This window comes from Streptomyces davaonensis JCM 4913, from assembly GCF_000349325.1.
Taxonomy (GTDB): domain Bacteria; phylum Actinomycetota; class Actinomycetes; order Streptomycetales; family Streptomycetaceae; genus Streptomyces; species Streptomyces davaonensis.
The window spans coordinates 8,989,553-9,014,024 of sequence record NC_020504.1 but is presented as its reverse complement, the minus strand read 5'-3'; the positions used below and the strand labels follow the sequence as shown (position 1 = coordinate 9,014,024).

The window sequence follows — 24,472 nt, the reverse complement described above, 5'->3', positions numbered from 1 at the left end:
CGCGGCCGTCAGAACACCGACAGACCCGTGAGCGTCGTGAAGCGGTCCAGGGCTGCTACGCCCGCCACTGAGTTGCCGCGCTCGTCCAGGCCCGGACTCCAGACGCACAGGGTGCAGCGGCCCGGTACGACGGCGATGATGCCGCCGCCCACACCGCTCTTGCCGGGCAGGCCGACGCGGTAGGCGAAGTCACCGGCCGCGTCGTACGTCCCGCAGGTCAGCATCACCGCGTTGACCTGCTTCGCCTGGCTGCGGGTGAGCAGCCGGGAGCCGTCGGCGCGCACTCCGTGGCGGGCCAGGAAGCCGGTGGCGAGGGCCAGGTCGGCGCAGGAGGCGCGGATCGAGCACTGGCGGAAGTACTGGTCGAGCAGGTCCGGTACCGGGTTGTCGATGTTGCCGTAGGAGGCCATGAAGTGGGCCAGGGCGGCGTTGCGGTCGCCGTGCGCGGACTCGGAGGCGGCGATCTCGTGGTCGAAGTCCAGGCTCGGTTCGCCGCTCTCCGCACGCAGGAAGGCGAGGAGCTCGCCCGCCGCGTCGCCGGTACGGGTCTGGAGCCGGTCGGTGACGACCAGGGCGCCGGCGTTGATGAACGGGTTGCGCGGGATGCCGTTCTCGTACTCCAGCTGCACCAGGGAGTTGAAGGGATTGCCGGAGGGCTCGCGGCCCACGTGCTCCCACAGTTCGTCGCCCTCGCGAGCGAGATCGAGGGCGAGGGTGAAGACCTTGGTGATGGACTGGGTGGAGAAGGGTTCGCGCCAGTCCCCCACGCCGTACACCGTGCCGTCCAGCTCGGCGACGGCCATGCCGAAGCTGCGCGGGTCGCAGGCCGCGAGCGCCGGGATGTAGTCGGCGGCACGGCCCCGGCCCGGGGTGCGCCCGATCTCGTCGGCGATGCGCTCCAGGACCGGCTGGAAGGTCTGGGTGGACGACGGAACTCTCATGATCGCCATTGTGCCTCCGGGCCGGTCCTGGCGCGCTTTCGCAGCTCAGACGACCGGCGCCGCACTGCCCGCGAGGACTTCGGGACGCAGCAGTCCGGCGAGCGTGTCGGCGGGCAACAGGCCCTTCTCCAGGACCAGTTCGGCGACCCCGCGACCGGTGGCGAGGGCCTCCTTGGCGATGTCGGTGGCGGCCGTGTACCCGATGTGCGGGTTGAGGGCGGTGACCAGGCCGATGGAGTTCTCCACGGTCCGGCGCAGCTCCTCGGTGTTGGCGGTGATGCCGTCCACGCACCGCTCGGCGAGGGTGAGACAGGCGGCCCGCAGATGGGTGAGCGACTCCGACAGGGAGTGCAGGATGATCGGCTCGAAGGCGTTCAGCTGAAGCTGTCCGGCCTCGGCGGCCATGGTGATGGTGACGTCGTTGCCGATCACCTCGAAGGCGACCTGGTTGACGACCTCGGGGATCACCGGGTTGACCTTGCCGGGCATGATCGACGAACCGGCCTGCACCGGAGGCAGGTTGATCTCACCGAGCCCCGCACGCGGCCCCGACGACAGCAGCCGCAGGTCGTTGCAGCTCTTGGACAGCTTGACGGCGATCCGCTTCAGCACGCCGGACATCTGGACGAACGCACCGCAGTCCTGGGTGGCTTCGACCAGGTTGGCGGCGGTCACCAGCGGCAGCCCGGTGATCTCGGCGAGGTGCCGACGGGCCGACTCCGCGTACCCGGCGGGCGCATTGAGCCCCGTACCGATCGCTGTCGCACCGAGGTTGATCTCGTGAATCAGCTCAACCGCCTCGGCAAGCCGGGACCGGTCCTCGTCGACCATGACGGCGTACGCGGAGAACTCCTGCCCGAGCGTCATCGGCACCGCGTCCTGGAGTTGCGTACGGCCCATCTTGAGCACATCACGGAACTCGACGGCCTTGCGGGCGAAGGAGTCCTGAAGCACGGCCATGGCTTTGAGCAGACCACGCACCGCGAACACCGTCGCGATCTTCACTGCGGTCGGATAGACGTCGTTGGTCGACTGACTGAGATTGACGTCCTCGTTCGGGTGCAGGTACTGATACTCGCCCTTAGCATGCCCCAGCAACTCCAACGCCCGGTTGGCGACAACCTCGTTGGCGTTCATGTTGGTCGAGGTACCCGCACCGCCCTGAACGACATCGACGACGAACTGGTCGTGCAGTTTCCCGTCCCGAATCTCCCGACAGGCCGCGACGATGGCAGCGGCCTTCGCGGGCTCCAGCAGCCCGAGCTCCTCATTGGCAAGAGCGGCAGCCTCCTTGACGGCGGCCAGCGCATCAATGAGGTGGGGGTAGGCGGAAATGGCCGTACCGGTGATGGGGAAGTTCTCGGTGGCACGCAGGGTGTGAACACCCCAGTAAGCGTCGGCGGGAATGTCCCGATCACCGAGCAGATCGTGCTCGCGACGAGTGACGGCGGTCATGAGGGAAGAGCTCACTTTCTAAGAAGGGAAGGACAAGTTCCCCAGGGGCGCGGGGAACTGCGCGACCAGCCACAACGGACCCGCAGCCGCGACACAACAGGCGAGGCAGCCCATTAGGCGCAAGGCGCAACAGCAACCGGCTCCAGCGCACGAACGGGCCGCACACACCCAACCGCTCGCCCGCCCCCAAGAAGCGCCTCACCCTGAAACTCGGCGAGCAACGAGGGATCAACACCGGCCCAAGCCAACGCCGCCGCCCCGACAGGGACTCGCGCACGATTGGCCCCGTCGGAAATCTTCACGGCAACAGCCCGCCCATCAGGCAGCGCAGCAACCTGCACACCCTCGAAGCCGTCCTTCGCCAGCAGCCCCGGCACGGCCCGCATCAGCGCGGCCACATCCCGCCCGGCCCCGGAGGCCATCTCGGCATGCTCCCGCATCGCGTCGGCGACCCGCGCCTCAGGCGTACCGGGCGCGGCGGAGGTGATCCGGGCCGCCGCTCGCGCAAGCCCGTGCAGCGAGACGGAGAACAACGGCGCCCCACACCCGTCAACGGTCACCTGCGCGACACGCTGCCCCGTGAGGTCCTCGACGATCTCGGCGATCGCCTGCTGAAGGGGGTGCCCAGGGTCGAGGTACCCCTCCAGCGGCCACCCGTTCAGCCGGCAGGTGTACAGCATCGCCGCGTGCTTGCCGGAGCAGTTCTGAGCGAGCTGCGACGGCTGCCGCCCCTCCCGGACCCACGCATCGCGAACGTCCGGATCGAACGGCATGTCCGCGACGTTGCGCAGATCGCCCTCGGAGACGCCCGCGAGCTCCAGGATCCGCCGAGTGCCGGCAAGGTGCCGCTCCTCACCGGAGTGGCTGGCCGCGGCGAGGGAGAGGAGTTCGCCGTCGAGGGGCAGCCCGGCCCGGACCATGGCGACGGCCTGGACGGGCTTGAGCGCCGAGCGTGGATAGAACGCGGCCTCGATGTCGCCGAGTTGGAGCCGGACGTCGCCCTCGGGGCCGAGGACGACGACCGAGCCGTAGTGGATCCCCTCCACGACCCCGCCGCGTATCAGGTGGGCGACGGGGGCGTGGAGGGGTTCACGGACGAGGGGTGGGTCCGCGAGGGAACTGCTGACCATGACTGCCTGATTCATGAGTGGGTGTCGGCCGGGGCGCGGGTCACGCGTCGGCCTTGGGGGTGGAAGCGGTCGCGATCCGGCGGCGAATGGCGTACCAGCCCGCGACCAGGGCTCCGACGATCAGCGGCAGGCACAGCACGGTGGTGCGGCCGGCGCCTCCGTCGGCGTACATGAGGACCAGGACGGAGGCGAGGAAGGCCAGCGTCACGAGTTCGGTCCAGGGGGAGCCCGGCAGTCGGTAACCGGGGCGGGTGAGTTCGCCCTTCTGGGTCTTCTGCCAGAAGAGCAGGTGACAGAGCATGATCATGCCCCAGGTGGCGAGGATGCCGATCGCCGCGAAGTTGAGGACGATCTCGAACGCGTCGGCGGGGACCACGAAGTTGAGGCCCACGCCGAGGACGCAGATGCCGCTGGTGAGCAGGATGCCGCCGTACGGGACCTGGCTGCGGCTCATCACGCCGGTGAACTTCGGGGCGGAGCCGGACATCGCCATGGAGCGCAGGATGCGGCCGGTGGAGTACAGGCCGGAGTTGAGCGAGGACATGGCGGCGGTGAGCACGACGAGGTTCATGACGCCACCGGCCGCCGGGATGCCGATGTTGGACAGCACGGTGACGAAGGGGCTCTCGCCCGCCGTGTACGAGGTCCAGGGCAGCAGCATCGACAGCAGGACGACGGAGCCGACGTAGAACAGGCCGACGCGCCACATGATCGAGTTGATCGCCTTCGGCATGATCTTCTCGGGGTTCTGGGTCTCGCCCGCGGCGACGCCGACCAACTCGACGGAGGCGTAGGCGAAGACGACGCCCTGGATGATCAGCAGCATCGGCAGCAGGCCGCTCGGGAAGACACCGCCGTTGTCGGTGATGAGGGACGGGCCGGGGGTGGTGCCGTCGACGGGGTGCTGGGTGACCAGCAGGAAGATGCCGATGCACATGAAGACGACGAGCGCGCCGACCTTGACGATGGCGAACCAGAACTCCAGTTCGCCGAAGATCTTCACCGAGATCAGGTTCACCGTGAGGACGACGGCGAGGGCTATCAGCGCGATCACCCACTGCGGGATGTCGGAGAACATGCCCCAGTAGTGGGTGTAGGTGGCGACCGCGGTGATGTCGGCGATGCCGGTGGTGGCCCAGTTGAGGAAGTACATCCAGCCCGCCGTGTACGCGCCCTTCTCCCCCATGAACTCACGGGCGTACGACACGAAGGCGCCGGACGAGGGCCGGTACAGCACGAGTTCGCCGAGGGCGCGCACCACGAGGAAGGCGAAGATTCCGCAGACCGCGTAGGCGATGAAGAGGGAGGGGCCCGCGTCGGCGAGGCGGCCGCCGGCGCCGAGGAAGAGGCCGGTGCCGATGGCGCCGCCGATGGCGATCATGTTGACGTGCCGGGATTTCAGGGACTTGCTGTAGCCCGCGTCTCCGGCGTCCACATGGCCGGAACGTTTCTGCACGCCGTCGTGCGTGGTCTGCACCTCATTGTGCAAGGACTGCTCGCTCAACGCTCGGGTCCGCCTTCCGTGGTGGTGCTCGTGTGCCCGGGGCGCACGATGTCGGTGAGGGTGGTCTCGACGCGGTCCAGGTGATGCGCCATGGCATCGGTGGCGTCGAGTTCGGAACCGTCGATCAGCGCCTCGACGATGGCCCGGTGCTCGCGGTTGGACTGCTCGCGGCGGCCGCCCAGTTCGTTCAGGAAGGCCGACTGACGCGCCAGTGCGTCGCGGATCTCCTCGATCACCCGGCGGAAGACCGGGTTCTGGGCGGCCTCGGCCACGGCGAGATGGAAGAGGGTGTCCATCGCGACCCACGCGGTGGTGTCCGTCTCGCGTTCCATACGGTCCAGCAGATGCGCCAGGTGGTCGAGGTTCTCCGGGGTGCGGCGCACCGCCGCGTATCCGGCGACCGGGATCTCGACGTGCCGGCGCACCTCCAGCAGATCGCTGGCCGCGTAGTCGCCGAAGGTCGGGTCCTCGACCGTGTTGGCGACCACGAAGGTGCCCTTGCCGGTCTTGGAGACGGTCAGGCCCATGGTCTGGAGAGCCCTCAGGGCCTCGCGCAGCACAGGGCGGCTGATCTCCAGGGTGCGGCACAGTTCCGCCTCGGAGGGGAGCTTGTCCCCCACGGCGTACTCGCCGCGCTCGATGGCGGCGCGCAGGTGGGCGAGCACCGCCTCCATGGCGCTGATGCGCCGGGGAGGCTGTCCGGCTGTCCGGCTGTCTGACAGGTTCACGGGAGTGATACTCCGGGTGCCGAGAGGGTGCTGTCAAGGCGGGTGAAAGGAAATTTTCAGCGGGACGCGGTTCCTGAATGCCGCGTGCCGTGTCAGCTGTTCAGGACCCCGGTGCCGAGCAGCGCGAAGAGCAGCAGGCCGACGGCGACGCGGTAGACGACGAAGGCGTCGAAGGTGTGCCGGGCCACGAACCGCAGCAGCCAGGCGATCGAGGCGTACGCCACCACGAAGGAGACGGCCGTCCCGGCCACCAGCGGCCCCGCGCCCGCCCCGGCGCCGAGCGCGTCCCTCAGCTCGTACAGTCCCGCCCCGGTCAGCGCGGGGATGCCGAGGAAGAAGGAGAGCCGGGTGGCCGCGACCCGGTCCAGGTCGAGGAAGAGGGCAGTGGACATCGTCGCGCCGGAGCGGGAGAAGCCGGGGAAGAGCAGGGCGAGGATCTGGGAGCTGCCGACGAGCATGGCGTCCTTGAAGGAGGTGTCGTCCTCTCCCCTCTTGTGCCGCCCCACCCGGTCCGCCGCCCACATCACCCCGCTGCCGACCAGCAGCGAACCCGCGACCACCCACAGCGAGGCGAGCGGGCCCTCGATCAGCGGCTTGGCCGCGAGGCCGACGGCGACGACCGGGACCGTCGCCCAGATCACCCACCAGGCGAACCGGTAGTCGTGCTGGTGCCGCTCCTCCTTGTGGCGCAGCCCGCGCGCCCAGGCGGCGGAGATCCGGACGATGTCCTTGAAGAAGTAGACGAAGACCGCGGCGATGGCGCCGACCTGGATGACGGCGGTGAAGCCGATGACGGCATGGTCGTCGACGGGTATGAACCGCCCTCAACCCCACACCGCCCCGGCGAGCCACACCCCCGCGAAGGCCGCACCCAGGCCGAGCGTCACACTGCCCACGACGTTCGCCGCGACGTAGCGCCCGGCGCCGGTCTCGGCCAGCCGGAGGGTCTCGTAGGAGAAGGTCGAGTACGTCGTCAGCGCCCCGCACAGTCCGGTGCCGAGCAGGAGCTGGACGTTCGGGCTCGCGGCGCCGGTGACCAGGCCGAGGATCAGGCAGCCGGTGATGTTGACCGCGAAGGTGCCCCAGGGGAACACCGAGTCGTGCCGGGACTGCACCGCGCGGTCGGTGAGATAGCGCAGCGGTGCACCCACCGCGGCGCCCGCGACGACCAGCAGCCAGTTCACGTCGACTTCTCACCCTCGGCGCGGCCGACGTACCGGATGACCTCGCAGTCGTCGAGGATCACCAGCCCCTCGGTGACGAGTTCGTCGAGCTGCGGCAGGAAGGCCCGCACCCGCTCCTCGGTGTCGACGATCACGATCGCCACCGGCAGGTCCTCGCTCAGGGACAGCAGCCGTGAGGTGTGGATCAGGGACGAGGCCCCGAATCCCTCGATGCCGCGGAAGACGCTGGCACCGGCCAGCCCCGCCGCGTGGGCGCGGTGCACGATCTCGCTGTAGAGAGGCCGGTGGCGCCAGGTGTCGTGCTCGCCGACGAAGACGGTCACCCGCAGCGCACTGCCGGTCAGTCGCGTCATGACTGCCTCCACTTCAGGAGGCGGCGGGTCGCCGTCGCGGCGAGCCACACCGCCGTGAGGGCCGCGAGAAGGGTCGCGGCCAGGTAGGCCAGGCCCGTTTCCGGGTGCCCGGAGTCGATCAGTCGCCGGATGTCCACGGCGTACGTCGAGAAGGTGGTGAAGCCGCCGAGCACTCCGGTGCCGAAGAAGGGGCGGACCAGGCGGTGCGCGGGCCACGCCTCGGTGATGAGCACCAGGAAGGCGCCGATCACGGCGCAGCCGACGACGTTGGTCCAGAAGGTAGCCCAGGGGAATCCGCCCGGCTGGAGGGGCCACCCCAGGGTCAGCGCGTAGCGGGCGGTGGCCCCGAGGGCGCCGCCGGCCGCGACCACGGCGACCACCGGGCCCTGGCCGCGCAGGAGGGGCGCACGCGCGGGGCGGGGCCGGGCGAGCGGGCTCTCGGTGTCGGGGGCTGTCATGGTCGTACGTGTCTCCTACTCGCCGGGGCCCGGGACTGCGGGCACGCGCCAGTGCAAGTAGGGACCGTTGGCGGCGACTGTGCCGCGGTTCGGGTACGGCGGGCCCCACCGCCGCGCCGCGAGGATCATCGCGGCCGGGAACCAGGGTAACGCCCGGTGTTCGGGCCGGTCACTTCGGGGCGGGCGGCTCGCACAGGGCGATGCCGTGTTCCCAGATGCTGCCGAGGACCAGGTGACCGGCGGCTTCGCAGACGCTGGTGACCATGCGGAAGCGGGAGCGGCGGCGGGTCAGGTGGTGGACGATCGCGCCGGTGTCGTCGACGGCGAGGACGCCGATCGTGCCGGTGGGGCGGTAAGGAGCGCGCACGGCGACGCGGGCGGCGGCACGGCGGACGGCCGGCGAGGCACGGTGCAGCAGGTCGAGGGGCGGGACCCGGGGGCCGGCGAGGGCGACCCAGAGGGGGCCGTCGGGGGCGCCGCGCCAGAGGTTGTCGGGCATGCCGGGGAGGTACTCGACGAAGGGTTCGGCCCGGCCCGCCTTCGGGCCGGTGAGCCAGTAGCGGGTGAGACGGCAGGCGCCGGTCTCGGCGACGACGAGGAAGGACTCGTCGGCGCCGGCCGCGAGGCCGTTGGCGAACTCCAGGCCCTCCAGGAGGACTTCGGGGCTGTCCGCGCCGGGTGCCAGGCGCAGCAGGCGGCCCGTGCCGGTGTGTTCGGTCAGTTCACCGATCCACTGCTCCAGGCCGTAGCGGCGGCTGGAGACGGTGAAGCAGATGCTGCCGTCGGACAGGGCGACGACATTGCTGGCGAACCGCAGCGGCTCCCCCGCCACCGAGTCGGCGAGGATACGGACGGTGCCGTCGGTGAGGTCGACGCGGAGCAGGCCCAGTTCGGCGTCGCAGACCAACAGGGTGTCGTCGGTGAGGAGTTCGAGGCCGAGGGGGCGGCCACCGGTCTCGGCGAGCACGGTGACGCGGGCGCGGTCGGGGTCGGCCAGGCGGTCGAGGCGCAGGATGCGGCCGTCCTCGACGCCGGTGACGACCCGGCCGCGGGTGTCGGCCACCACGTCCTCGGGGCCGCGGCCGCCGATCGCGAGGTACCGGTGCGGGACGAGCGTGCGGGGACGGTTCATGCGCTCCTCCTACCAGCCCTTCTCGAACATCCGGGCGACCTCGGCGATACGGACCTCGTCGCGCCGGTAGTAGAGGCGCCGCCGGATCTTGCGGGTGCGCAGCAGGCCGATCCCGACGAGCAGGTCCAGATGGCTGTCGGCGACCGTGCGGTCCACCCCGAGCTTGGCAGCGACACTGTCGGAGGTGACGCCGTCCTCGACGAGGTCGCCGTGCCGCTGGGGCGGGAAGTGCGCGGCCGGATTCTTCAGCCACTCAAGGATGTCCAGACGCCTCTCGTTCACAGGTGTCCTCAACATCGTGTCTCCTCCGTCCGGTCCTCCTCGAAGCGCGTGTTCCCACTGTCCCGCAGCCGATGCCGACATGTCCGGCACTCTCCGCGTCTTGGCCGGTACCGAACTGCCGTACGAGCGACGGCAGTTCGTCCCAGGTCCGGGGAATGGGCCCGGTCGCGTGTTCCCGCGGCCGGGCCCTGGTGCCCGCGGTGGGTCAGCGGTGGCTGAACCACGCCATCGCGGGGAGCGCCCTGTCGTCGTAGTCGAACAGGGCCTGGTTCTCCCAGCCGTTGCCGGAGGAGGCGTCGGTCGGGTCCCAGCCGTTGCCGGAGACCGCGGTCCAGGTCGACTCCCAGTAGAAGACGCCGAGGCCACGGCCGTTCGGGACGGCCTCCACGATGCTCGCGATGTCGTTCATCCAGCGGGTCTGGCCGGCGGTGGTGGCCGGGTAGCCGGAGACGAGCTCGCTCTCGAGGTTGATGATGTTCTCGTGCGCGTCCTCGCTGTCGAGCCGGAAGGGGTAGGCCGTCTCGGCCACGAAGACCGGCTTGCCGTAACGGGACGCGGCGTCGTCCAGGGTGGTCTGGAAGTCGTAGAGCGTGCCGTGCCAGTAGCCGTAGTACGACAGGCCGATGACGTCGAACTTCACGCCGTTCGCGACCGCGCTGTCGAACCACCAGCGGGTGCCGGAGAGGTCACCGCCCTTGGCGAGGTGCAGGGCGACGGACGTGGAGGAGTTGACCGCCTTGACGGCGTCGTAGCCGCTGTTGAGCAGCCCGGCGAGCTGCGACCAGTTGCTGGTGGAGCCCTCGGACCACAGCATGCCGCCGTTGATCTCGTTGCCGACCTGGACCATGTCGGCCGTGGTGCCCTGCGCCTTCAGCGCGTTGAGCACATCGTACGTGTGGTTGTAGACGTCCGTCTTGAGCTGGCTGTAGGAGTGGCCGGACCAGGCGGCGGGCTTGCTCTGGGCGCCGGGGTCGGCCCAGGCGTCCGAGTAGTGGAAGTCCACCAGAAGCTTCATACCCTGGGCCTTGATGCGCTTGGCCAGCGCCAGGACCTCCGCCTTGCCGTTGTAGCCGTCAGCCGCGTTCACCCAGACCTTCACGCGGGCGTAGTTCTGCCCGGCGGACTTCAGGATGGCCAGCGCGTCGCCGGTCGTGCCGGCGCTGTTCTTGTAACTCCCGCCGAGGGCCTCGCTCTTGACGAGGGAGGAGACGTCGGAGCCCTTGATCGAGGTGCCGCCCGTACCCGAGGCGAAGGTCAGGTCGTCGACGTTGAGCCAGTTGCCCGCGTTGGCGTCGCTGTTGATGCTGATGGTGCACTGGTTGTTGGTGACGCTGACCGGCACCACGATCCGGATCCAACCGCTGCTGGAGACCGGGAGGTTGGTGCGCTGCTCGGTGCCGCCGCAGTTCTTCAGGGCTATGTAGGCGGAGTTCTGCCCGCCGCCGGAGCGGACCCAGGCGGTGAGCTTGTAGGTGCCGTTGGTCAGCCCGGAGAGGTACTGGTACGTCTCCACCTTGTAGGCGGACGACGACCAGTGGCTGAGGCGGTAACTCCCGCCGTGGCCGCCGGACTCGGAGAACGAGGCGGCGGTCGTGCCGTACTCGGACCAGCCGGCCGGGGTGGCGGCGCCCGCGCCGTCGGACTCGAACCCGCCGTTGGTGAGCGTGCTCGCCGCCTGGGCGGTCTGTGCGGGCAGGGCGGCGAGGGCGAGCCCGGCGGCGAGCGGCAGCAGCAGGACTTTGAGAGTGCGTCTGGGATGGAACATCGGCGTCCGTCGTCCCTTCGACGTGAATGGGGTTGGGGGTACCCCGCAGCCAGCGGCCGGTGCGGGGTGCCCCTCCGCCCGCGGCTCTCGTGGCACGCGCGGGCGGAGGGGAGTCGGTTCAGCCGTCGAGCCGGACGACCCGGACGGCTCCGGCGGGCACTTCGAGGCGGCCCGCGGCCCGTTCGCCCGTGAGCAGTTCGGTGCCGGGCGCCTCCAGCGGCACCTTGGCGTCCGACGGGCTGTGGTTGATCGCGAAGAGGTAGGTGCCGGACTCTCCGGCGCGGCGGACCACCTCGACGTCGTGCGGCAGATCGGCGCGCGGGGCGATCCGGGCGTCCTCGGCGGCCCATCCGAGGAGGGCGTCCAGGCCGTGCGCGTCGAGGCGGGTGGAGACGTACCAGGCGGTGCCCTCGCCGAGCCGGTGCCGGGTGACCGCGGGGCGGTGCGCGGTGAGTCCGTCGGCGTAGGTCCACACCGTCTCGGCCTCGCGCGGCACCACGAACTCGGTCCATACGTCGCCGGTGAGCTCGGAGCCGTCGGGGCCGGTGATCCGGACGGTGTCGCCCTTGAGCAGCGGTGAGAACTCCTCGACGGTCAGGCCCAGGACGTCCCGCAGGGCCCCGGGGCAGGCGCCCTCGTGCACGGAGTCGTGCTCGTCGACGATGCCGGAGAAGTACGACACGACGAGGGTGCCGCCGTTCTCGACGTACTCCTTGAGGTTGTTCCCGGCCGCCTCCGTCATCAGGTACAGCGCGGGGACGACGACCAAGGGGTAGGCCGACAGGTCGGCTTCGGGGTGGGCGAAGTCGACGGTGAGGTGGCGGTCGTAGAGGGCCTCGTAGAAGGCGTCCGCGCGCTCGCGCGGGTCGTGGTCCTCGCTGGGGCGCCAGTCGAGGGTCTGCGCCCACCAGGAGTGCCAGTCCCACAGCACGGCCACGTCGGCCTGGGTGCGGGTGGAGCGGATCGTGCTCAGGGAGTCCAGGGAGGCGCCGAGCTCGACGACCTCGCGCCAGACGCGGGTGTCGGTGCCGCCGTGCGGGAGCATCGCCGAGTGGAACTTCTCGGCGCCGCGCCGGGACTGCCGCCACTGGAAGAACATGGCGCCCTCGGAGCCGCGCGCCACATGGGCGAGGGAGTTGCGGGCCATCTGGCCGGGGGCCTTGGCGGGGTTGCGGGGCTGCCAGTTGACGCCCGAGGTGGAGTGCTCCAGGAGGATCCAGGGCGCTCCCCCGGCGACCGAGCGGGTGAGGTCGGCGGCCATGGCGAGGTTGACGTGGGTGCGGCGGCCGTCGGTGATCAGGTAGTGGTCGTTGGTGACGATGTCGACCTCACGGCCCCAGGCCCAGTAGTCGACCGAGTCGCACTGGCTGAGGGCGGTCATGAAGTTGGTCGTGACCGGGACGCCGGGCGCGAGGCGGTGCAGGATGTCCCGCTCGCGGACGAAGTTCTCGCGCATGGTGGCGTCGGCGAACCGCTTGTAGTCCAGCGCCTGGGCGGGGTTGCCGACGGTCGGTGTGGTGCGCGGCGGGTTGATCTGCTCGAAGGCGGTGTAGCGCTGGCCCCAGAAGGCGGTGCCCCAGGCCTCGTTCACCGCCTCGACGGTGCCGTAGGCGGTGGCCAGCCAGCGGCGGAAGTGGGCGGCGCAGGAGTCGCAGTAGCAGGCCGAGACGGGGACGCCGTACTCGTTGTGCACGTGCCACATGGCCAGGGCCGGGTGGTCGGCGTAGCGCTCTGCGAGCCGGGTGGTGATGTTCGCGGCGGCGGCGCGGTAGTCGGCGTTGCTGTGGCAGATGGCGCCGCGGGAGCCGAACTCGTAGCGCGTGCCGTCGGCGGCCAGCGGCAGGGCCTCGGGGTGCTCCCGGTAGAACCAGACCGGCGGCACCACGGTGGGGGTGCCCAGGTCGACCCGGATGCCGCCCTCGTGCAGCAGGTCGAGCAGGCGGTCCAGCCAGCCGAAGTCGTACTCGCCGCGGGCGGGCTCCAGCAGCGCCCAGGAGAAGATCCCGGCGCTCACCATCGTCACGCCGGCCTCGCGCATCAGCCGGACGTCCTCGCGCCAGACGCTTTCCGGCCACTGCTCGGGGTTGTAGTCCCCACCGAAGGCGAGCCTGGTGAGGCCCTTGGGGCTGGTCTCCGGCATGGAATCTCTCCCGGGTAATCGATCAATTGGGAACGTGCACACACATCATCCGTGGCGCGAGCCCAACATAACCGCACAGCAACAACCATTGACAAGTGTCCGGGATGTTTCTCTACTGTGAACGCTCACAGAAGCATGGCAGGTTCTCGCAGCAGGCGGGAACCCCAGGTCAGGGGAGAGATCCATGCCCATCACCAGGCGCAGCCGCCTCGTGGCATCCACCATCGCCGTCGTCCTCGGAGCCACCACGCTCGCCGCGTGCGGTTCGTCCGACGACGAGACCGAGGCCGAGTCGGGACCGGTCTCGCTGACGTACTGGACCTGGACGCCCGGCATGGACAAGGTCGTCGACCTCTGGAACAACGGCCCGGGCAAGAAGGACCAGATCAAGGTCACGGTGAAGAAGCAGGCGTCCGGCGACACGCTGGTCACCAAGATCCTCACCGCGCACAAGGCCGGCAAGGCCCCGGACCTGGTACAGGCCGAGTACCAGGCGCTGCCGACCCTGGTCAGCAATGACGCGCTGGCCGACATAGCGAAGGACACCGGCGAGGCGAAGAGCAAGTTCGCCGACGGCGTGTGGCAGCAGACCACGCTGGGCACGGACGCGGTCTACGCGGTCCCGCAGGACATCGGCCCGATGATGTTCTACTACCGCGCGGACCTCTTCAAGAAGTACGGCCTCGAAGTCCCCAAGACCTGGGACGAGTTCGCCGAGACCGCGCGGAAGCTGAAGAAGAAGTCCCCGGACACCGACCTCACCACCTTCTCCGCCAACGACTCCGGTCTCTTCGCGGGCCTGGCCCAGCAGGCCGGCGCCCAGTGGTGGACCACCGAGGGCGAGCAGTGGAAGGTCGGCATCAACGACGCGGCGACCCAGAAGGTCGCCGAGTTCTGGGGCGGCCTCGTCAAGGAGGGCGCCATCGACAACCAGCCGATGTACACCCCGGCCTGGAACAAGGCGCTCAACACCGGCAAGCAGATCGCCTGGGTCTCCGCGGTGTGGGCCCCGGGCACCCTGACCACGGCCGCGCCCGACACCAAGGGCAAGTGGGCCATGGCCCCGCTCCCCCAGTGGTCCGCGGGCGAGAACGTCACCGGCAGCTGGGGCGGCTCCTCCACCGCCGTCACCACGGACTCCGACCACCAGGCGGCCGCCGCCAAGTTCGCCGCGTGGCTGAACACCGACGGCACGGCCCTCCAGGCGCTGGCCAAGGAGAGCGGCATCTACCCCGCCGCCACCAACGCCCAGACCTCCGGCGCGTTCACCAGCCCGCCCGGGTACTTCGCGAACCAGACCGACTTCTACACCCAGGCCGCCGAGATCGCCAAGAGCACCGCTCCGTCCGCCTGGGGCCCGAACGTGAACGTCGCCTACACGACCTTCAAGGACGCGTTCGGCGCCGCCGCCAAGAACAAGTCGGACTTCGTCGCCGCCCTCGACACCATGCAGGACGACACCGTCGCCGACATGGAGAAGCAGGGCTTCGAGGTCGCGGAGTGACCACCGCACGCCGGAGGTCGTACGGGGTCAAGGGGGCCCCGTACGCCCACCCGTCTCCCACCACCACCCTCAAACGAGCGCGAAGCGCGCCCTATATTTTCCTCCTCCCCGCAACAATCCTCTTCCTGCTCTTCTTCGCGCTGCCCATCGGCTACGCGGTCTATCTCAGCTTCCGCAAGGTGAAGGTCTCCGGGCTCGGCCTCGGCGCCGGCGCCCGCTCCGAGGTCTGGGCCGGTTTCCAGAACTACACCGACGCCCTCGGCGACAGCGAACTGGTCGACGGCGCGCTGCGCGTCCTCGGCTACGGCTGCATCGTGGTGCCGGTGATGCTGGGCCTCGCCCTGCTGTTCGCGCTGATGCTCGACTCCGACAAGGTGCGCCTGGCTCCCTTCACCCGGCTGGCGATCTTCCTGCCGTACGCCGTCCCCGGTGTGGTGGCGGCGCTGCTGTGGGGCTTCCTCTACCTGCCGGACGTCAGCCCGTTCTACTTCGTGCTCGACAAACTGGGGCTGCCGCAGCCGGACCTGCTGGACGGCGGTCCGCTCTATCTCGCCCTGTCGAACATCGCGGTCTGGGGCGGCACCGGCTTCAACATGATCGTCATCTACACCTCGCTCCGGTCCATCCCGGCCGAGGTGTACGAGGCGGCCAAGCTGGACGGCGCCACCCCGACGCAGGTCGCACTGAAGATCAAGATCCCGATGGTGGCGCCCTCGCTGGTGCTGACCTTCTTCTTCTCGATCATCGCCACGCTCCAGGTGTTCACCGAGCCCACCACCCTCAAGCCGCTCACCAACTCCGTGTCCACGACCTGGAGTCCGCTGATGAAGGTGTATCAGGACGCCTTCGGCAAGGGTGACATCTACGCGGCCGCCGCCCAGGCCGTGATCATCGCCATCGCCACGCTGGTGCTCTCCTTCAGCTTCCTGCGCGCCGCGAACCGTCGTCAGAAGCAGGAGGCAGCACGATGAGTTCTCTTGCCGTCCGCAAGGCCCAGCCCGCAGCGAGTACCACGCCCGGTACCGCCCAAGGGCCGCCGTGGCGCAGCCGGATCGCCCCGCTGCCCACGATCACGCTGCTGATCGGCGCGATCTACTGTCTGCTCCCGGTCGCCTGGGTGGTGATCGCGGCCACCAAGTCCGGCAGCGAGCTGTTCTCCACGTTCACCTTCCTGCCGGGCTCCGGATTCACCGAGAACCTGAGCGACCTGAACGCCTACCGCGATGGCGTGTACTGGAAGTGGATGGGCAACTCCGCCCTCTACGCCGGTCTCGGCGCCCTGCTCTCCACGGTCGTCTCCGCGTTCAGCGGCTACGCCCTGGCGATCTACCGCTTCCGCGGCCGGGAGGCGATCTTCAATGTGCTGCTGGCGGGCGTGCTGATGCCACCGGTGATCCTCGCCGTCCCGCAGTACCTGCTGCTGGCCGAGGCCGACCTCACCGACTCCTATCTGTCGGTGCTGATGCCGCTGATCCTCTCCCCCTACGGCGTGTATCTGGCGCGTATCTACGCGGCCGCCGCCGTGCCTTCCGACGTGATCGAGGCGGGGCGGATGGACGGCGCGAGCGAGTGGCGGATCTTCACCCGGGTCGCGCTGCCGATGATGGTGCCCGGTCTGGTGACGGTGTTCCTTTTCCAGTTCGTGGCCGTGTGGAACAACTTTCTGCTGCCGTACATCATGCTCAGCGACGACGAGAAGTTCCCGATCACGGTCGGTCTGCACACGCTCCTCGAACAGGGCGCCAACACTCCCGCGCTGTACACCCTGGTGATCACCGGCGCGCTGCTCGCCGTGGTCCCGCTCATCGTGCTCTTCCTGGTCATCCAGCGGTTCTGGAGCCTTGATCTGCTGTCCGGGGCCGTAAAGTCATGACCATGAGCAATACGGGGGGCCGCCGCAGGCCGCCGACGATCCACGACGTGGCGCGCGAGGCCGGAGTCTCACGGGGCACCGTCTCGCGGGTCCTCAACGGCGGCCACTACGTCAGCCCCGCAGCCGCGGAAGCGGTCAACGCCGCGATCCGCAAGACGGGTTACGTCGTGAACCGGCACGCCCGTTCGCTGATCACCGGACGCTCGGACTCGGTCGGCTTCCTGCTGACCGAGCCTCAGGAGCGGTTCTTCGAGGACCCCAACTTCAATGTCCTGCTGCGTGGTTGCACGCAGGCGCTGGCCGCGCACGACATCCCGCTGCTGCTGATGCTGGCCGGCACCGAGGACGAACGGCGGCGCATAACGCGCTACATCACGGCCGGTCATGTCGACGGGGTGCTGCTGGTCTCCAGCCACTCCGGCGACCCGGTCGCGCAGGAGCTGCGGGACGCCGGGGTGCCACTGGTGGCCTGCGGCAAGCCGATCGGGCTCGGTTCCAAGGTGAGTTATGTGGCCGCGGACGACCGGGACGGCGCCCGGGACATGGTGCGCCATCTGCTCTCGCTCGGCCGGCGCCGGATCGGCGTGGTCACCGGTCCACTGGACACCCCCGGCGGTGTCGAGCGCCTCGCCGGGTACAAGGAGGTCCTCGCCGAGGCGGGCACGGAGTTCGACGAGCGGCTCGTCGTGTCCGGCGACTACAGCCGGGCCAGCGGTGAGGCGGGCGCCGAGCGGCTGCTCGCGCAGGCGCCGGACATGGACGCGGTGTTCGTCGCCTCCGACCTGATGGCGCAGGGGGTGCTGACGGCGCTGGAGCGGGCCGGGCGCCGGGTGCCGCAGGACGTCGCGGTGGGCGGCTTCGACGACTCCCCCGCGGCCCTCGCCGCCCGTCCCGAGCTGACCACCATCCGCCAGCCCTGGGACCGGATCAGCGCCGAGATGGTCCGCGTGCTGCTGGCCCAGATCGGGGGCGAGGACCCCGCCGCGGTGATCCTGCCCACGGAGCTGGTCAAGCGCGAGTCGACCTGACGGGAATCCCTCCGGAGCAAGCGGTCAGTTTTGGAGAAGCCGGAGGGGCCTGCCCGCCCTAGCGTGAAAGCACCGACGAGACGCGTCGGAGCAGATCTCGCGAGGAGTACCTCATGACCGCCGGTGTGCAGACGATCATCTACCCCGTCAAGGACCTCGACCGGGCGAAGGCCGTGTTCGGCGCCCTGCTGGGCGTGGAGCCGTACGCGGACGAGCCGTACTACGTCGGCTACAAGGACGCCGGGCAGGACGTCGGCCTGGACCCCAACGGCCACGCCAAGGGCATGACGGGACCGGTTCCCTACTGGCACGTCGACGACATTCGGGCCACCCGGGCTGCGCTGCTGGAGGCCGGGGCGGAGTCGCTTCAGGACGTGCAGGACGTCGGCGGCGGCCGGTTGATCGCCTCAGTGAAGGCCACGGACGGGAACTTGATCGGGCTGGTCCAGGACACGGCGGAGTAGAGGAGCCCGCGCCCCTTGCGTATGCAATATTTGCACAGACAATAATCGGCCGGACCGGTGCTACCGTGCAGGTATGGGAGCGAAGACGGCCGATGCGGGGCTCGCGGAGCGGTGGCGGGACATCCTGTCGGTGCATGCCCGCACGATGAGCGAGATCGATCGCGCACTGCATCCGCACGGACTGGGCGCGAGCGACTTCGAGGTGCTCGACATCCTGGCCACCGCCCCGCCCGAGGAGATCGAGCACTGCCGGGTGCAGAACCTCGTCGGCAGGGTGCATCTGAGCCAGAGCGCCCTGTCGCGCCTGATCGGCCGACTGGAGAAGGACGGCCTGGTGCAGCGCTCGGTCTGTCTGGAGGACCGGCGCGGGGTCTGGGTCACTCTCACCGACAAGGGCCGTGAGCGGCACGCCGAGGTGCTGCCGCTCCAGCGGCACGTGCTGGCCCGGATGCTCGACGGCTGAACCGACGCACGGCAGGCCGTTCGAAATCCCGGCCCCTGGGCATCATCACTCCCAAAAAGCCCTGAGAGGGGACGGGGAGACACCGCCTTGCCCGTGGACGACGACGTCAGCGCCGAGTTCATCACGTACACCACGCGCTCAGTGGAGGAGACCCACGACGCGATAGCGGCCCACTACTACGATCTGCGCCTCGAAGTGATGGGCCCCGCAGCGGAGTTCCGCACCAGCCTGAGCGTCGTCGACCTCGACGCGCTCGTCGTGGGCCACGTCAGCTTCGGCACCGGGATGCGAATGAGTTTCGGCGAACCGGGCGTCTATCACGTGGCCGTGCCGCTGCACGGCGCCTTCAGCCTCCAACAGGGCCGCGACGAGGCCCGGTTCGCCACCGCGCAGCGGGCCGTCTTCTTCGATCCCGGATACGACGTCCTCATCGACGACTGGTCGCCCGACTGCCACTGCCTGACCATGAAGATCGACAAAGAGGCGGTGCGGCACGGCCTGGAGACCCTGCTCGGCAGACCCGTGCGCCGCCCGCCGCGCTTCGAGCCGTTCATCGACGTCACCCGGGGCCCCGGCCGCAGCTGGGCCGGACTCGTGCAGTGGTTCCTGCTGGACAACGAGATCACCCACGGGCTGCTGCGCCGCCCCCTGATCCGCGGACGCCTCGAACAGACTCTCCTCGAAGGGCTGTTGCTCGCCGCGGACCACTCCTACCGGGCCGAGCTGGAGGGCCCGCACCCGCCGATGCGGCCCGCCGCGGTGAAACGGGTCATGGACGCCGTACAGGAACTGCCGGCCGAGCCGTACGACGCGGCGCGACTCGCGGCGATCGCCCAGGTGAGTGTGCGCACCCTCCAGGAAGCGTTCCGCAAGCATGTCGGGATGCCGCCGATGGCGTACGTGAGTGAAGTGCGTCTCGAGCGGGTGCACGGGCAGCTCAGGACGTCCGCGCCCGGGTCGACGACCGTGGCGGAGGTGGCCTACCAGTGGGGCTTCGCCCACCTCGGCCGGTTCGCGCGGCGCTACCGGGAGCGGTTCGGGGAGACACCGTCGCAGACCCTGCGCACCCTCCACTGAGCCCGGCCGCCCGGTTCCGCCGCGTTTTGCGGACAAGGGCCGCGCAAGAGGGAGCGACGGGACCGCTGAACGGACATATCGTCTGGGACACGGCGATGGTGGCCGCGCGGACCGAGCGGAGTCGGTGCCACTCGGACCTGCGCGAACCATCGCCACGAGGGCCTGTCGGACAGGCCCTGGGGCCCGGCCGCTCCCCCTCCAACGCCTTGGTGGCCGGGCCCGGCCCGGCCACCCCCCTCAGGGCCGGGCCAACAGCGTGCGCACTCCCTCGGAGGTGAGCGTGAGCGGGTGCGCGGAGCCCGCGTCGATGGTCAGGGACAGGTCGTCGGCGGGCCACTGCGCGGCGAGCGCGCCCAGCGGCACCAGCCGGTAGCGGCCCACGAAGGGCAGCAGCTCGGCCATCGCGGGCTCCGAGGTGAACACGGGCACCATGGGCTCGCCGCCCGGCTGCTCCAGCACGGGCAGGGCGACGGCGTCCGGGTCGGTCGCCTCCTCCTCGCCGATGTCGTCCGGCACCGGCACCAGCACCTCGCTGCCGGCGAGCGTGTCCAGCGCCGCGGTGTCCTCGTGGTTGTCGACGAGTGCGTCCAGCGCCTGTCGGGCCGGTGTGGCGGTGTGGCGGTTTATGGGTGTCTCCATCACAGATCCCCTGGTAGCGGCGGCAGTCCTGCGGGCCGCGTACCCGATCCGGAGCCGGGCATTCATCGCCGAATCCCGAGCCGGCCACTTTTCGTGATGTACCGCAACCATTGAGGCAAGACGGGTGTCTCCCCTGATATCAGAACCACACACCCCTCGGGGGACGCAATGCGAAGAATCAGAACAACAGGGGTGGCGCTCGCCGCCGTCGCCGCCCTGGCGCTGCCGGCCCTGCCCGCCGCCACCGCCTCGGCCGCCACCGCCACGGCCACCACGGCGTGCCCGACCGGCTGGGGCAGCCTGGCCGAGGTCCGGTCCACCGCCACGACAAAACCGCTCACGAACATCAGGACCGGCCGTCACGCCTGCTTCGACCGCATGGTCGTCGATCTGCCGGGCGCGGGCCGCTCCGGGCTCGGCTACTCGGTCCGGTACGTGTCCACGCTGTACCAGGACGGCTCCGGCCGTCCGATCCCCGTCGCCGGAGGTGCCGTCCTGGAGGTCCGGATCGCGGCGCCCGCCTACGACCACGAGACCGGTGCCCCCACCTATCCGGGCCGGGTGAACAGGCCCCTGCCGGGGGTCGACCTGACCGGTTACCGCACCTTCCGGGACACCCGGTTCGGCGGCAGCTTCGAAGGGGAGACGCTCGTCGGGCTCGGGGTCCGCGCCCGGCTGCCGTTCCGGGTGCTGGTGCTCACCGACCGGATCGTCGTGGACGTCGCCCACAACTGGACCGGAGCCCGCTGAGCGGCCCCGGCCCGCCTCCTGAGCGGCCCGGCCCCTCAGCGGGGGCCCTGACCGCTCTCCACGAGCCCGGCCAGTCGGGCCAGGGCCATACGCGTGCCCGTCTCGTTGTCCGCGGCGGGCACCGCGTCCGGAAGTCCCTCGTGCACCACGAGGACGTCCGTACCGCCGCCGTCCGCGTCGCTGAGGGTGGTCGTCATCGTCATCGTGCCGCGCAGCGCGGGATCCGGGGTCTCGAACTCCAGCTCCTCCACCACCCGTTCATCGGGCACCAGCTCGGTGAAGTGCCCGTGGTAGGTGTCGGTGTTCGCCTGCGTCTTCCCGGTGCCGGTCGGCATCTCATAGGTGAGTGACACCCGGAAGGCACCGCCCACCCGGGCCTCGAAGACATGGACCCGCGCCGACATCCCGTCGGGCACCCGCCAGCGCTCGACCGCGTCCGCGTCCAGCAGCGCCCGGTACACGGCCGCGCGCTCCGCGTTCACCCGCCAGGAGACCCGTGTGGTGTGCATGCCCCGAACCTAGCGCGCCCCCGCTGTGAGCGCAGTCAGGTGAGCGCGTTCGCCAGCCGTCGTACCGGTGTGCTGTCGGGGTCGACCAGGAAGGCGGGGCGGGTCAGCCGGGTCGGGGTGTTGGTGACGGAGTTGTAGGTGAGCAGGAGGACGGCGCGGCGGTCCGCGGAGGTGTTGTCGGTGGAGGAGTGGACGATCGAGGGGTGGAAGGCGGCGACCGTGCCCGCCGGGCCCAGTAAGGAACGCGGCGGGAACTTCGCGGTCAGTGCGGGGATCTCGTCCTCCGGGATCGTGTGGGTGAGCCTGGCCGAGACATGGTCCTGCCAGTCCCGGCCGCGGGCGGTCCCGCCCGTCGTCACCAGGCCGAGTGTGTGGGAGCCGGTGAGCACGGTGAGCGGGCCGTTGGACTCGTGCACCTCGTCGAGGTGCAGGGCGATGTTCACCGCGTCGGGCTCGGGCATCCCGTCCTCGTGGGCCCAGAAGGCGTAGTCCTGGTGCCAGGGCCACTTCCGGCCCTGGCGTGGGGACTTGATGTTGACCTTGAACTGGTAGAGGTACACCGGCCCGCCGATCAGTGCCTCGGCCAGATCCAGCAGCACCGGGTGGCGGACGAGTTCGGCGCACACCTCGTCGTAGCGGTGGCAGCCGTGCAGGGCGCGGACCGTGCGGGTGCCCTCCTCGTAGACCACCTCGGGGCGTTCGGTTGCGGCGATGGCCCGGACACTCGACCGCACCTTGGCGAGCGCGTCCTGGCCGAGGGTCCGCGGTGCCAGGCACCAGCCCTGGTCGGCGTAGGCGATGCGCTGTTCCTCGCTGCTCATCGGCGCCTCGCCCTCAGATCACGTCGGACGGGGCCGCGGCCAGATGGGTGGCGTCGCCGATGGACCGTACGACCATCCGCTCGTCCTTGACGGCGAGGACGGAGACGCTGGTCAGCGGCAGGATCATGTCCAGCTGGCCCCAGCCGAGGTTCATCAGGCTGCCCATCAGGATGACCAGGGCCGAGTCATGGCCGACCACCGCCACCCGGGTCGTCCCGTCGGGCGCCGGAGGGGTGGCGGCGACGGCTGCCGTGACCGCGGTCCGCATGCGTTCGGCGACCTCCTTCTCCGGCTCGGGGAAGGGGTACACGCCATGCGGCTTCAGCTCGCTGGGCCGTCCGTCGTCCCAGTTGGTGCGCACCTCCCGCAGCCGTGCGTCGGTCCGGACGCGCAGCCCGTGCTCGGCGGCGACGGCCGACGCCGTCTGCTGGGCGCGGTGCGCGCCGCTGGCCCACACCCCGTGCAGCGGGACCCCGGCGAGACGGGCCGCCAGCAGCCGCGCCTGTGCTCTGCCCTTCTCGGACAGGGCGGGATCGCGCGGGTCCCCGTCGTAGTCCTCGAGGCCGGTGTAGGAGTCGGCGTGCCGGATCAGCCAGACCTCGCTGACCCCGGGGACCCCCACCAGATAGCGCTCGTACACCGAGCGCATGACCTCAAGAAAGCTCTCGCGTCCGTCACTCACCACGTTCTCCGTATCCGTGCTTCAGCGGTTCACCGGGCACCGGCGGGTCAGCCGGCCGTGCCGCGGCATTCGATGACGGCCCACACGTCCCCGGCCGGGTGGATGCCGACGATGTCGAAGCCCGCGCGTGCCAGCAGGTCGTCCCACTGGGCGCGGGTGCGGTGCTCGCCCTCGACCAGCACCAGCATGTCGAGGTCCAGCACCTTGCCCAGCTCCCCGGTCTCGCCGATCACCGAGTCCAGGATGAGCAGCCGGGCCTCGGGGGCGTCGCCCATGGCCTGGCGGATGCGGACGAGCAGGCGTACGGCGTCGGCGTCCGCCCAGTCCTCCAGCACTCCTCGCAGGACGTAGGCGTCGCAGCCGGTGGGCAGGACGTCGAAGAAGTCCCCGATCCGTACCTCGACCCGCTCGGTCAGATTCTGTGAGGCGAGGAACTTGTGGGCGCTCGCGGCCACCGCCGGCCCGTCCACCAGCACCCCGGTCGACGACGGGACGGCTGTCAGCACTCCGGCGAGGAACTGACCGCGGCCGCCGCCGATGTCGGCGAAGCGGGTGAAGCGCCCGAAGTCGAACGAGGTCAGGAAGTCGTCGGCGAAGTACTGGCCGAACTCGACCATCGCCGCGTCGAACTCGTCGCGGACTTCCTTGTGTTGCGGCCGGGCGAGGAAGTCGTAGAGCGGTTCTCGATGACGCAGTTGGAAGGCGGGGACTCCGGTGCGGACGGACTCCACCAGGTCACCGTAGGCGGCGAGGACGTCCGGTTCGGCGAAGAACGTCGTCATGCCGCGCATGGAGCGGGGGTGGCCGGAGCGCAACAGGTCGCCCATCGGGGCCAGTTCGAAGCTGTCCTCGGGCACCTCGCGCAGCGCGTCGGCGCCGGCCGCCGCGCGCAGCAGGCGGCGCAGCCGGGATGGGTCGGAGCCGGTCGCGGCGGCCAGGTCCGCGGTGGTGCGCGGGCCGTCGGCGAGGAGATCGGGGAGGTGCAGCTTGGCCACGGCGTACAGCACGAAGGCGACCTTGAGGTCGACGTTGTACTGATAGAGGCGTTGTGCCGCGGTGCGTTCGGGGTGCTCGGTCGGTTCCGGCCGCATGGGTCCTCTCTCGGTACGGGCCTGTTCAGTCGTTGTAGCCGTCGAGGTCGGCGAGGAGGATCTTCGACACCGTGTAGGTGCCCTGTCCCGCCGCGACGAGCTTGCCGCTCTCGGAGTAGACGTCGCTGCGGGCGACGTAGATGGTCTTCCCGGCGGTCACCACCTCGCCGAGGGCGTAGACGCCCTCCTTGCGCACCGGCCGGATCAGATTGATGTGGTAGTCGACGGTCAGGACGCTGTAGGTCTCCTCCAGGGAGTTGGCGGCCATGAACCCGGCGGTGTCGCCGACCTCGAAGAGCATGGCCGCGTGCAGGAAGTCCGCGTTCTGCGTCAGGTCCGGCTGGAACGGGATGGCCACCCGTGCCACACCGGCCTTCTCGATCTCGATGGTCTTGTTCAGGTACCGGGAGATCCTGCACCGCATGCAGCAGCGGGTGAGCTTCTCGAAGTGCGTCGACGCGGAACTCAACGGGGTGCTCCTTGTGAGTGCGGTGGCACG

At 70.0% G+C, this 24,472-nt stretch carries 26 protein-coding genes and 1 pseudogene; 8 read left to right on the top strand and 19 right to left on the bottom strand.

Annotation, left to right across the window (positions count from 1 at the left end; all coding sequences use genetic code 11):
* Positions 1–8: 8 nt before the first annotated feature.
* The 13 genes and pseudogenes from BN159_RS39920 to BN159_RS39860 form a co-directional block, all read right to left on the bottom strand.
* Complete coding sequence (locus BN159_RS39920; RefSeq protein ID WP_015662761.1) at positions 9–950, bottom strand: glutaminase; 942 nt, start codon at positions 948–950, stop codon at positions 9–11.
* A gap of 36 nt (positions 951–986) precedes the next feature.
* Positions 987–2,396 (bottom strand): aspartate ammonia-lyase, encoded by a 1,410-nt coding sequence (aspA, locus tag BN159_RS39915; protein WP_015662760.1) that lies wholly within the window; start codon positions 2,394–2,396, stop codon positions 987–989.
* A 113-nt stretch (positions 2,397–2,509) separates the two neighbouring features.
* Positions 2,510–3,526 (bottom strand): asparaginase, encoded by a 1,017-nt coding sequence (locus tag BN159_RS39910; protein ID WP_015662759.1) that lies wholly within the window; start codon positions 3,524–3,526, stop codon positions 2,510–2,512.
* A 40-nt stretch (positions 3,527–3,566) separates the two neighbouring features.
* Positions 3,567–5,030, bottom strand: coding sequence for an amino acid permease (locus BN159_RS39905; RefSeq protein WP_015662758.1), 1,464 nt, complete (start codon positions 5,028–5,030; stop codon positions 3,567–3,569).
* A complete protein-coding gene (locus BN159_RS39900) occupies positions 5,027–5,704 on the bottom strand; it encodes a FadR/GntR family transcriptional regulator (protein WP_041820485.1) in 678 nt (225 codons plus the stop codon). Before BN159_RS39900 ends, BN159_RS39905 begins: the two co-directional genes overlap by 4 nt.
* A gap of 146 nt (positions 5,705–5,850) precedes the next feature.
* Positions 5,851–6,573, bottom strand: a pseudogene (locus tag BN159_RS39895) (undecaprenyl-diphosphate phosphatase); the annotation flags it as partial.
* A gap of 9 nt (positions 6,574–6,582) precedes the next feature.
* Entirely contained in the window at positions 6,583–6,942 is a 360-nt protein-coding gene (gene crcB, locus BN159_RS39890; protein WP_015662755.1) for a fluoride efflux transporter CrcB, read from the bottom strand.
* On the bottom strand, positions 6,939–7,295 hold the full coding sequence (locus BN159_RS39885; RefSeq protein ID WP_015662754.1) for a DUF190 domain-containing protein: 357 nt from the start codon (positions 7,293–7,295) through the stop codon (positions 6,939–6,941). The genes crcB and BN159_RS39885 overlap by 4 nt, the downstream gene beginning before the upstream one ends.
* On the bottom strand, positions 7,292–7,753 hold the full coding sequence (locus BN159_RS39880) for a fluoride efflux transporter FluC (protein ID WP_015662753.1): 462 nt from the start codon (positions 7,751–7,753) through the stop codon (positions 7,292–7,294). Before BN159_RS39880 ends, BN159_RS39885 begins: the two co-directional genes overlap by 4 nt.
* A 169-nt stretch (positions 7,754–7,922) precedes the next feature.
* Positions 7,923–8,885 (bottom strand): SMP-30/gluconolactonase/LRE family protein, encoded by a 963-nt coding sequence (locus tag BN159_RS39875; RefSeq protein WP_015662752.1) that lies wholly within the window; start codon positions 8,883–8,885, stop codon positions 7,923–7,925.
* A gap of 9 nt (positions 8,886–8,894) precedes the next feature.
* The gene (locus BN159_RS39870; protein ID WP_015662751.1) at positions 8,895–9,182 is read right to left on the bottom strand and encodes a helix-turn-helix domain-containing protein; all 288 of its coding nucleotides are present in this window, start codon (positions 9,180–9,182) and stop codon (positions 8,895–8,897) included.
* A 190-nt stretch (positions 9,183–9,372) separates the two neighbouring features.
* On the bottom strand, positions 9,373–10,932 hold the full coding sequence (locus tag BN159_RS39865) for a glycoside hydrolase family 53 protein (RefSeq protein ID WP_015662750.1): 1,560 nt from the start codon (positions 10,930–10,932) through the stop codon (positions 9,373–9,375).
* A 118-nt stretch (positions 10,933–11,050) separates the two neighbouring features.
* Positions 11,051–13,072, bottom strand: a complete 2,022-nt coding sequence (locus tag BN159_RS39860) for a beta-galactosidase (RefSeq protein WP_015662749.1) — start codon at positions 13,070–13,072, stop codon at positions 11,051–11,053.
* Between the two features lie 184 nt (positions 13,073–13,256).
* On the opposite strand from BN159_RS39860, the gene BN159_RS39855 reads away from it, so the two are divergent.
* From BN159_RS39855 to BN159_RS39825, 7 genes are all read left to right on the top strand, one after another.
* Entirely contained in the window at positions 13,257–14,576 is a 1,320-nt protein-coding gene (locus BN159_RS39855; RefSeq protein ID WP_015662748.1) for an ABC transporter substrate-binding protein, read from the top strand.
* Complete coding sequence (locus tag BN159_RS39850) at positions 14,573–15,547, top strand: carbohydrate ABC transporter permease (protein ID WP_015662747.1); 975 nt, start codon at positions 14,573–14,575, stop codon at positions 15,545–15,547. The genes BN159_RS39855 and BN159_RS39850 overlap by 4 nt, the downstream gene beginning before the upstream one ends.
* Positions 15,544–16,449, top strand: a complete 906-nt coding sequence (locus BN159_RS39845; protein WP_015662746.1) for a carbohydrate ABC transporter permease — start codon at positions 15,544–15,546, stop codon at positions 16,447–16,449. The genes BN159_RS39850 and BN159_RS39845 overlap by 4 nt, the downstream gene beginning before the upstream one ends.
* Positions 16,446–17,477, top strand: coding sequence for a LacI family DNA-binding transcriptional regulator (locus tag BN159_RS39840; RefSeq protein WP_015662745.1), 1,032 nt, complete (start codon positions 16,446–16,448; stop codon positions 17,475–17,477). The genes BN159_RS39845 and BN159_RS39840 overlap by 4 nt, the downstream gene beginning before the upstream one ends.
* Before the next feature lie 113 nt (positions 17,478–17,590).
* The gene (locus BN159_RS39835) at positions 17,591–17,941 is read left to right on the top strand and encodes a VOC family protein (protein ID WP_015662744.1); all 351 of its coding nucleotides are present in this window, start codon (positions 17,591–17,593) and stop codon (positions 17,939–17,941) included.
* 73 nt (positions 17,942–18,014) lie between these two features.
* Positions 18,015–18,404, top strand: a complete 390-nt coding sequence (locus BN159_RS39830) for a MarR family winged helix-turn-helix transcriptional regulator (protein WP_015662743.1) — start codon at positions 18,015–18,017, stop codon at positions 18,402–18,404.
* A gap of 93 nt (positions 18,405–18,497) precedes the next feature.
* Positions 18,498–19,481 (top strand): AraC family transcriptional regulator, encoded by a 984-nt coding sequence (locus BN159_RS39825; protein WP_231905780.1) that lies wholly within the window; start codon positions 18,498–18,500, stop codon positions 19,479–19,481.
* Positions 19,482–19,718: 237 nt separating this feature from the next.
* On the opposite strand, the gene BN159_RS39820 is transcribed toward BN159_RS39825, so the two are convergent.
* On the bottom strand, positions 19,719–20,120 hold the full coding sequence (locus BN159_RS39820) for an SseB family protein (RefSeq protein ID WP_015662741.1): 402 nt from the start codon (positions 20,118–20,120) through the stop codon (positions 19,719–19,721).
* A gap of 168 nt (positions 20,121–20,288) precedes the next feature.
* On the opposite strand from BN159_RS39820, the gene BN159_RS39815 reads away from it, so the two are divergent.
* Positions 20,289–20,870 carry an AMIN-like domain-containing (lipo)protein gene (locus BN159_RS39815; protein ID WP_015662740.1) on the top strand — a complete coding sequence of 194 codons (582 nt, stop codon included), beginning with the start codon at positions 20,289–20,291 and terminating at the stop codon, positions 20,868–20,870.
* A gap of 35 nt (positions 20,871–20,905) precedes the next feature.
* Here BN159_RS39815 and BN159_RS39810 read toward each other — a convergent pair whose 3' ends face one another.
* The 5 genes from BN159_RS39810 to BN159_RS39790 are packed head-to-tail and all read right to left on the bottom strand — an operon-like array spanning position 20,906 to position 24,442.
* Positions 20,906–21,379: an SRPBCC domain-containing protein gene (locus BN159_RS39810; RefSeq protein ID WP_015662739.1), complete on the bottom strand. Its 474-nt coding sequence runs from the start codon at positions 21,377–21,379 to the stop codon at positions 20,906–20,908.
* Positions 21,380–21,414: 35 nt separating this feature from the next.
* Positions 21,415–22,200, bottom strand: coding sequence for a phytanoyl-CoA dioxygenase family protein (locus BN159_RS39805; RefSeq protein WP_015662738.1), 786 nt, complete (start codon positions 22,198–22,200; stop codon positions 21,415–21,417).
* A gap of 13 nt (positions 22,201–22,213) precedes the next feature.
* Positions 22,214–22,882, bottom strand: a complete 669-nt coding sequence (rosC, locus tag BN159_RS43105; RefSeq protein WP_015662737.1) for an 8-demethyl-8-aminoriboflavin-5'-phosphate phosphatase — start codon at positions 22,880–22,882, stop codon at positions 22,214–22,216.
* 47 nt (positions 22,883–22,929) lie between these two features.
* On the bottom strand, positions 22,930–23,973 hold the full coding sequence (rosA, locus tag BN159_RS39795; protein ID WP_015662736.1) for a N,N-8-amino-8-demethyl-D-riboflavin dimethyltransferase RosA: 1,044 nt from the start codon (positions 23,971–23,973) through the stop codon (positions 22,930–22,932).
* Positions 23,974–23,998: 25 nt separating this feature from the next.
* Entirely contained in the window at positions 23,999–24,442 is a 444-nt protein-coding gene (locus tag BN159_RS39790; protein ID WP_015662735.1) for a PaaI family thioesterase, read from the bottom strand.
* Positions 24,443–24,472 lie beyond the last annotated feature (30 nt).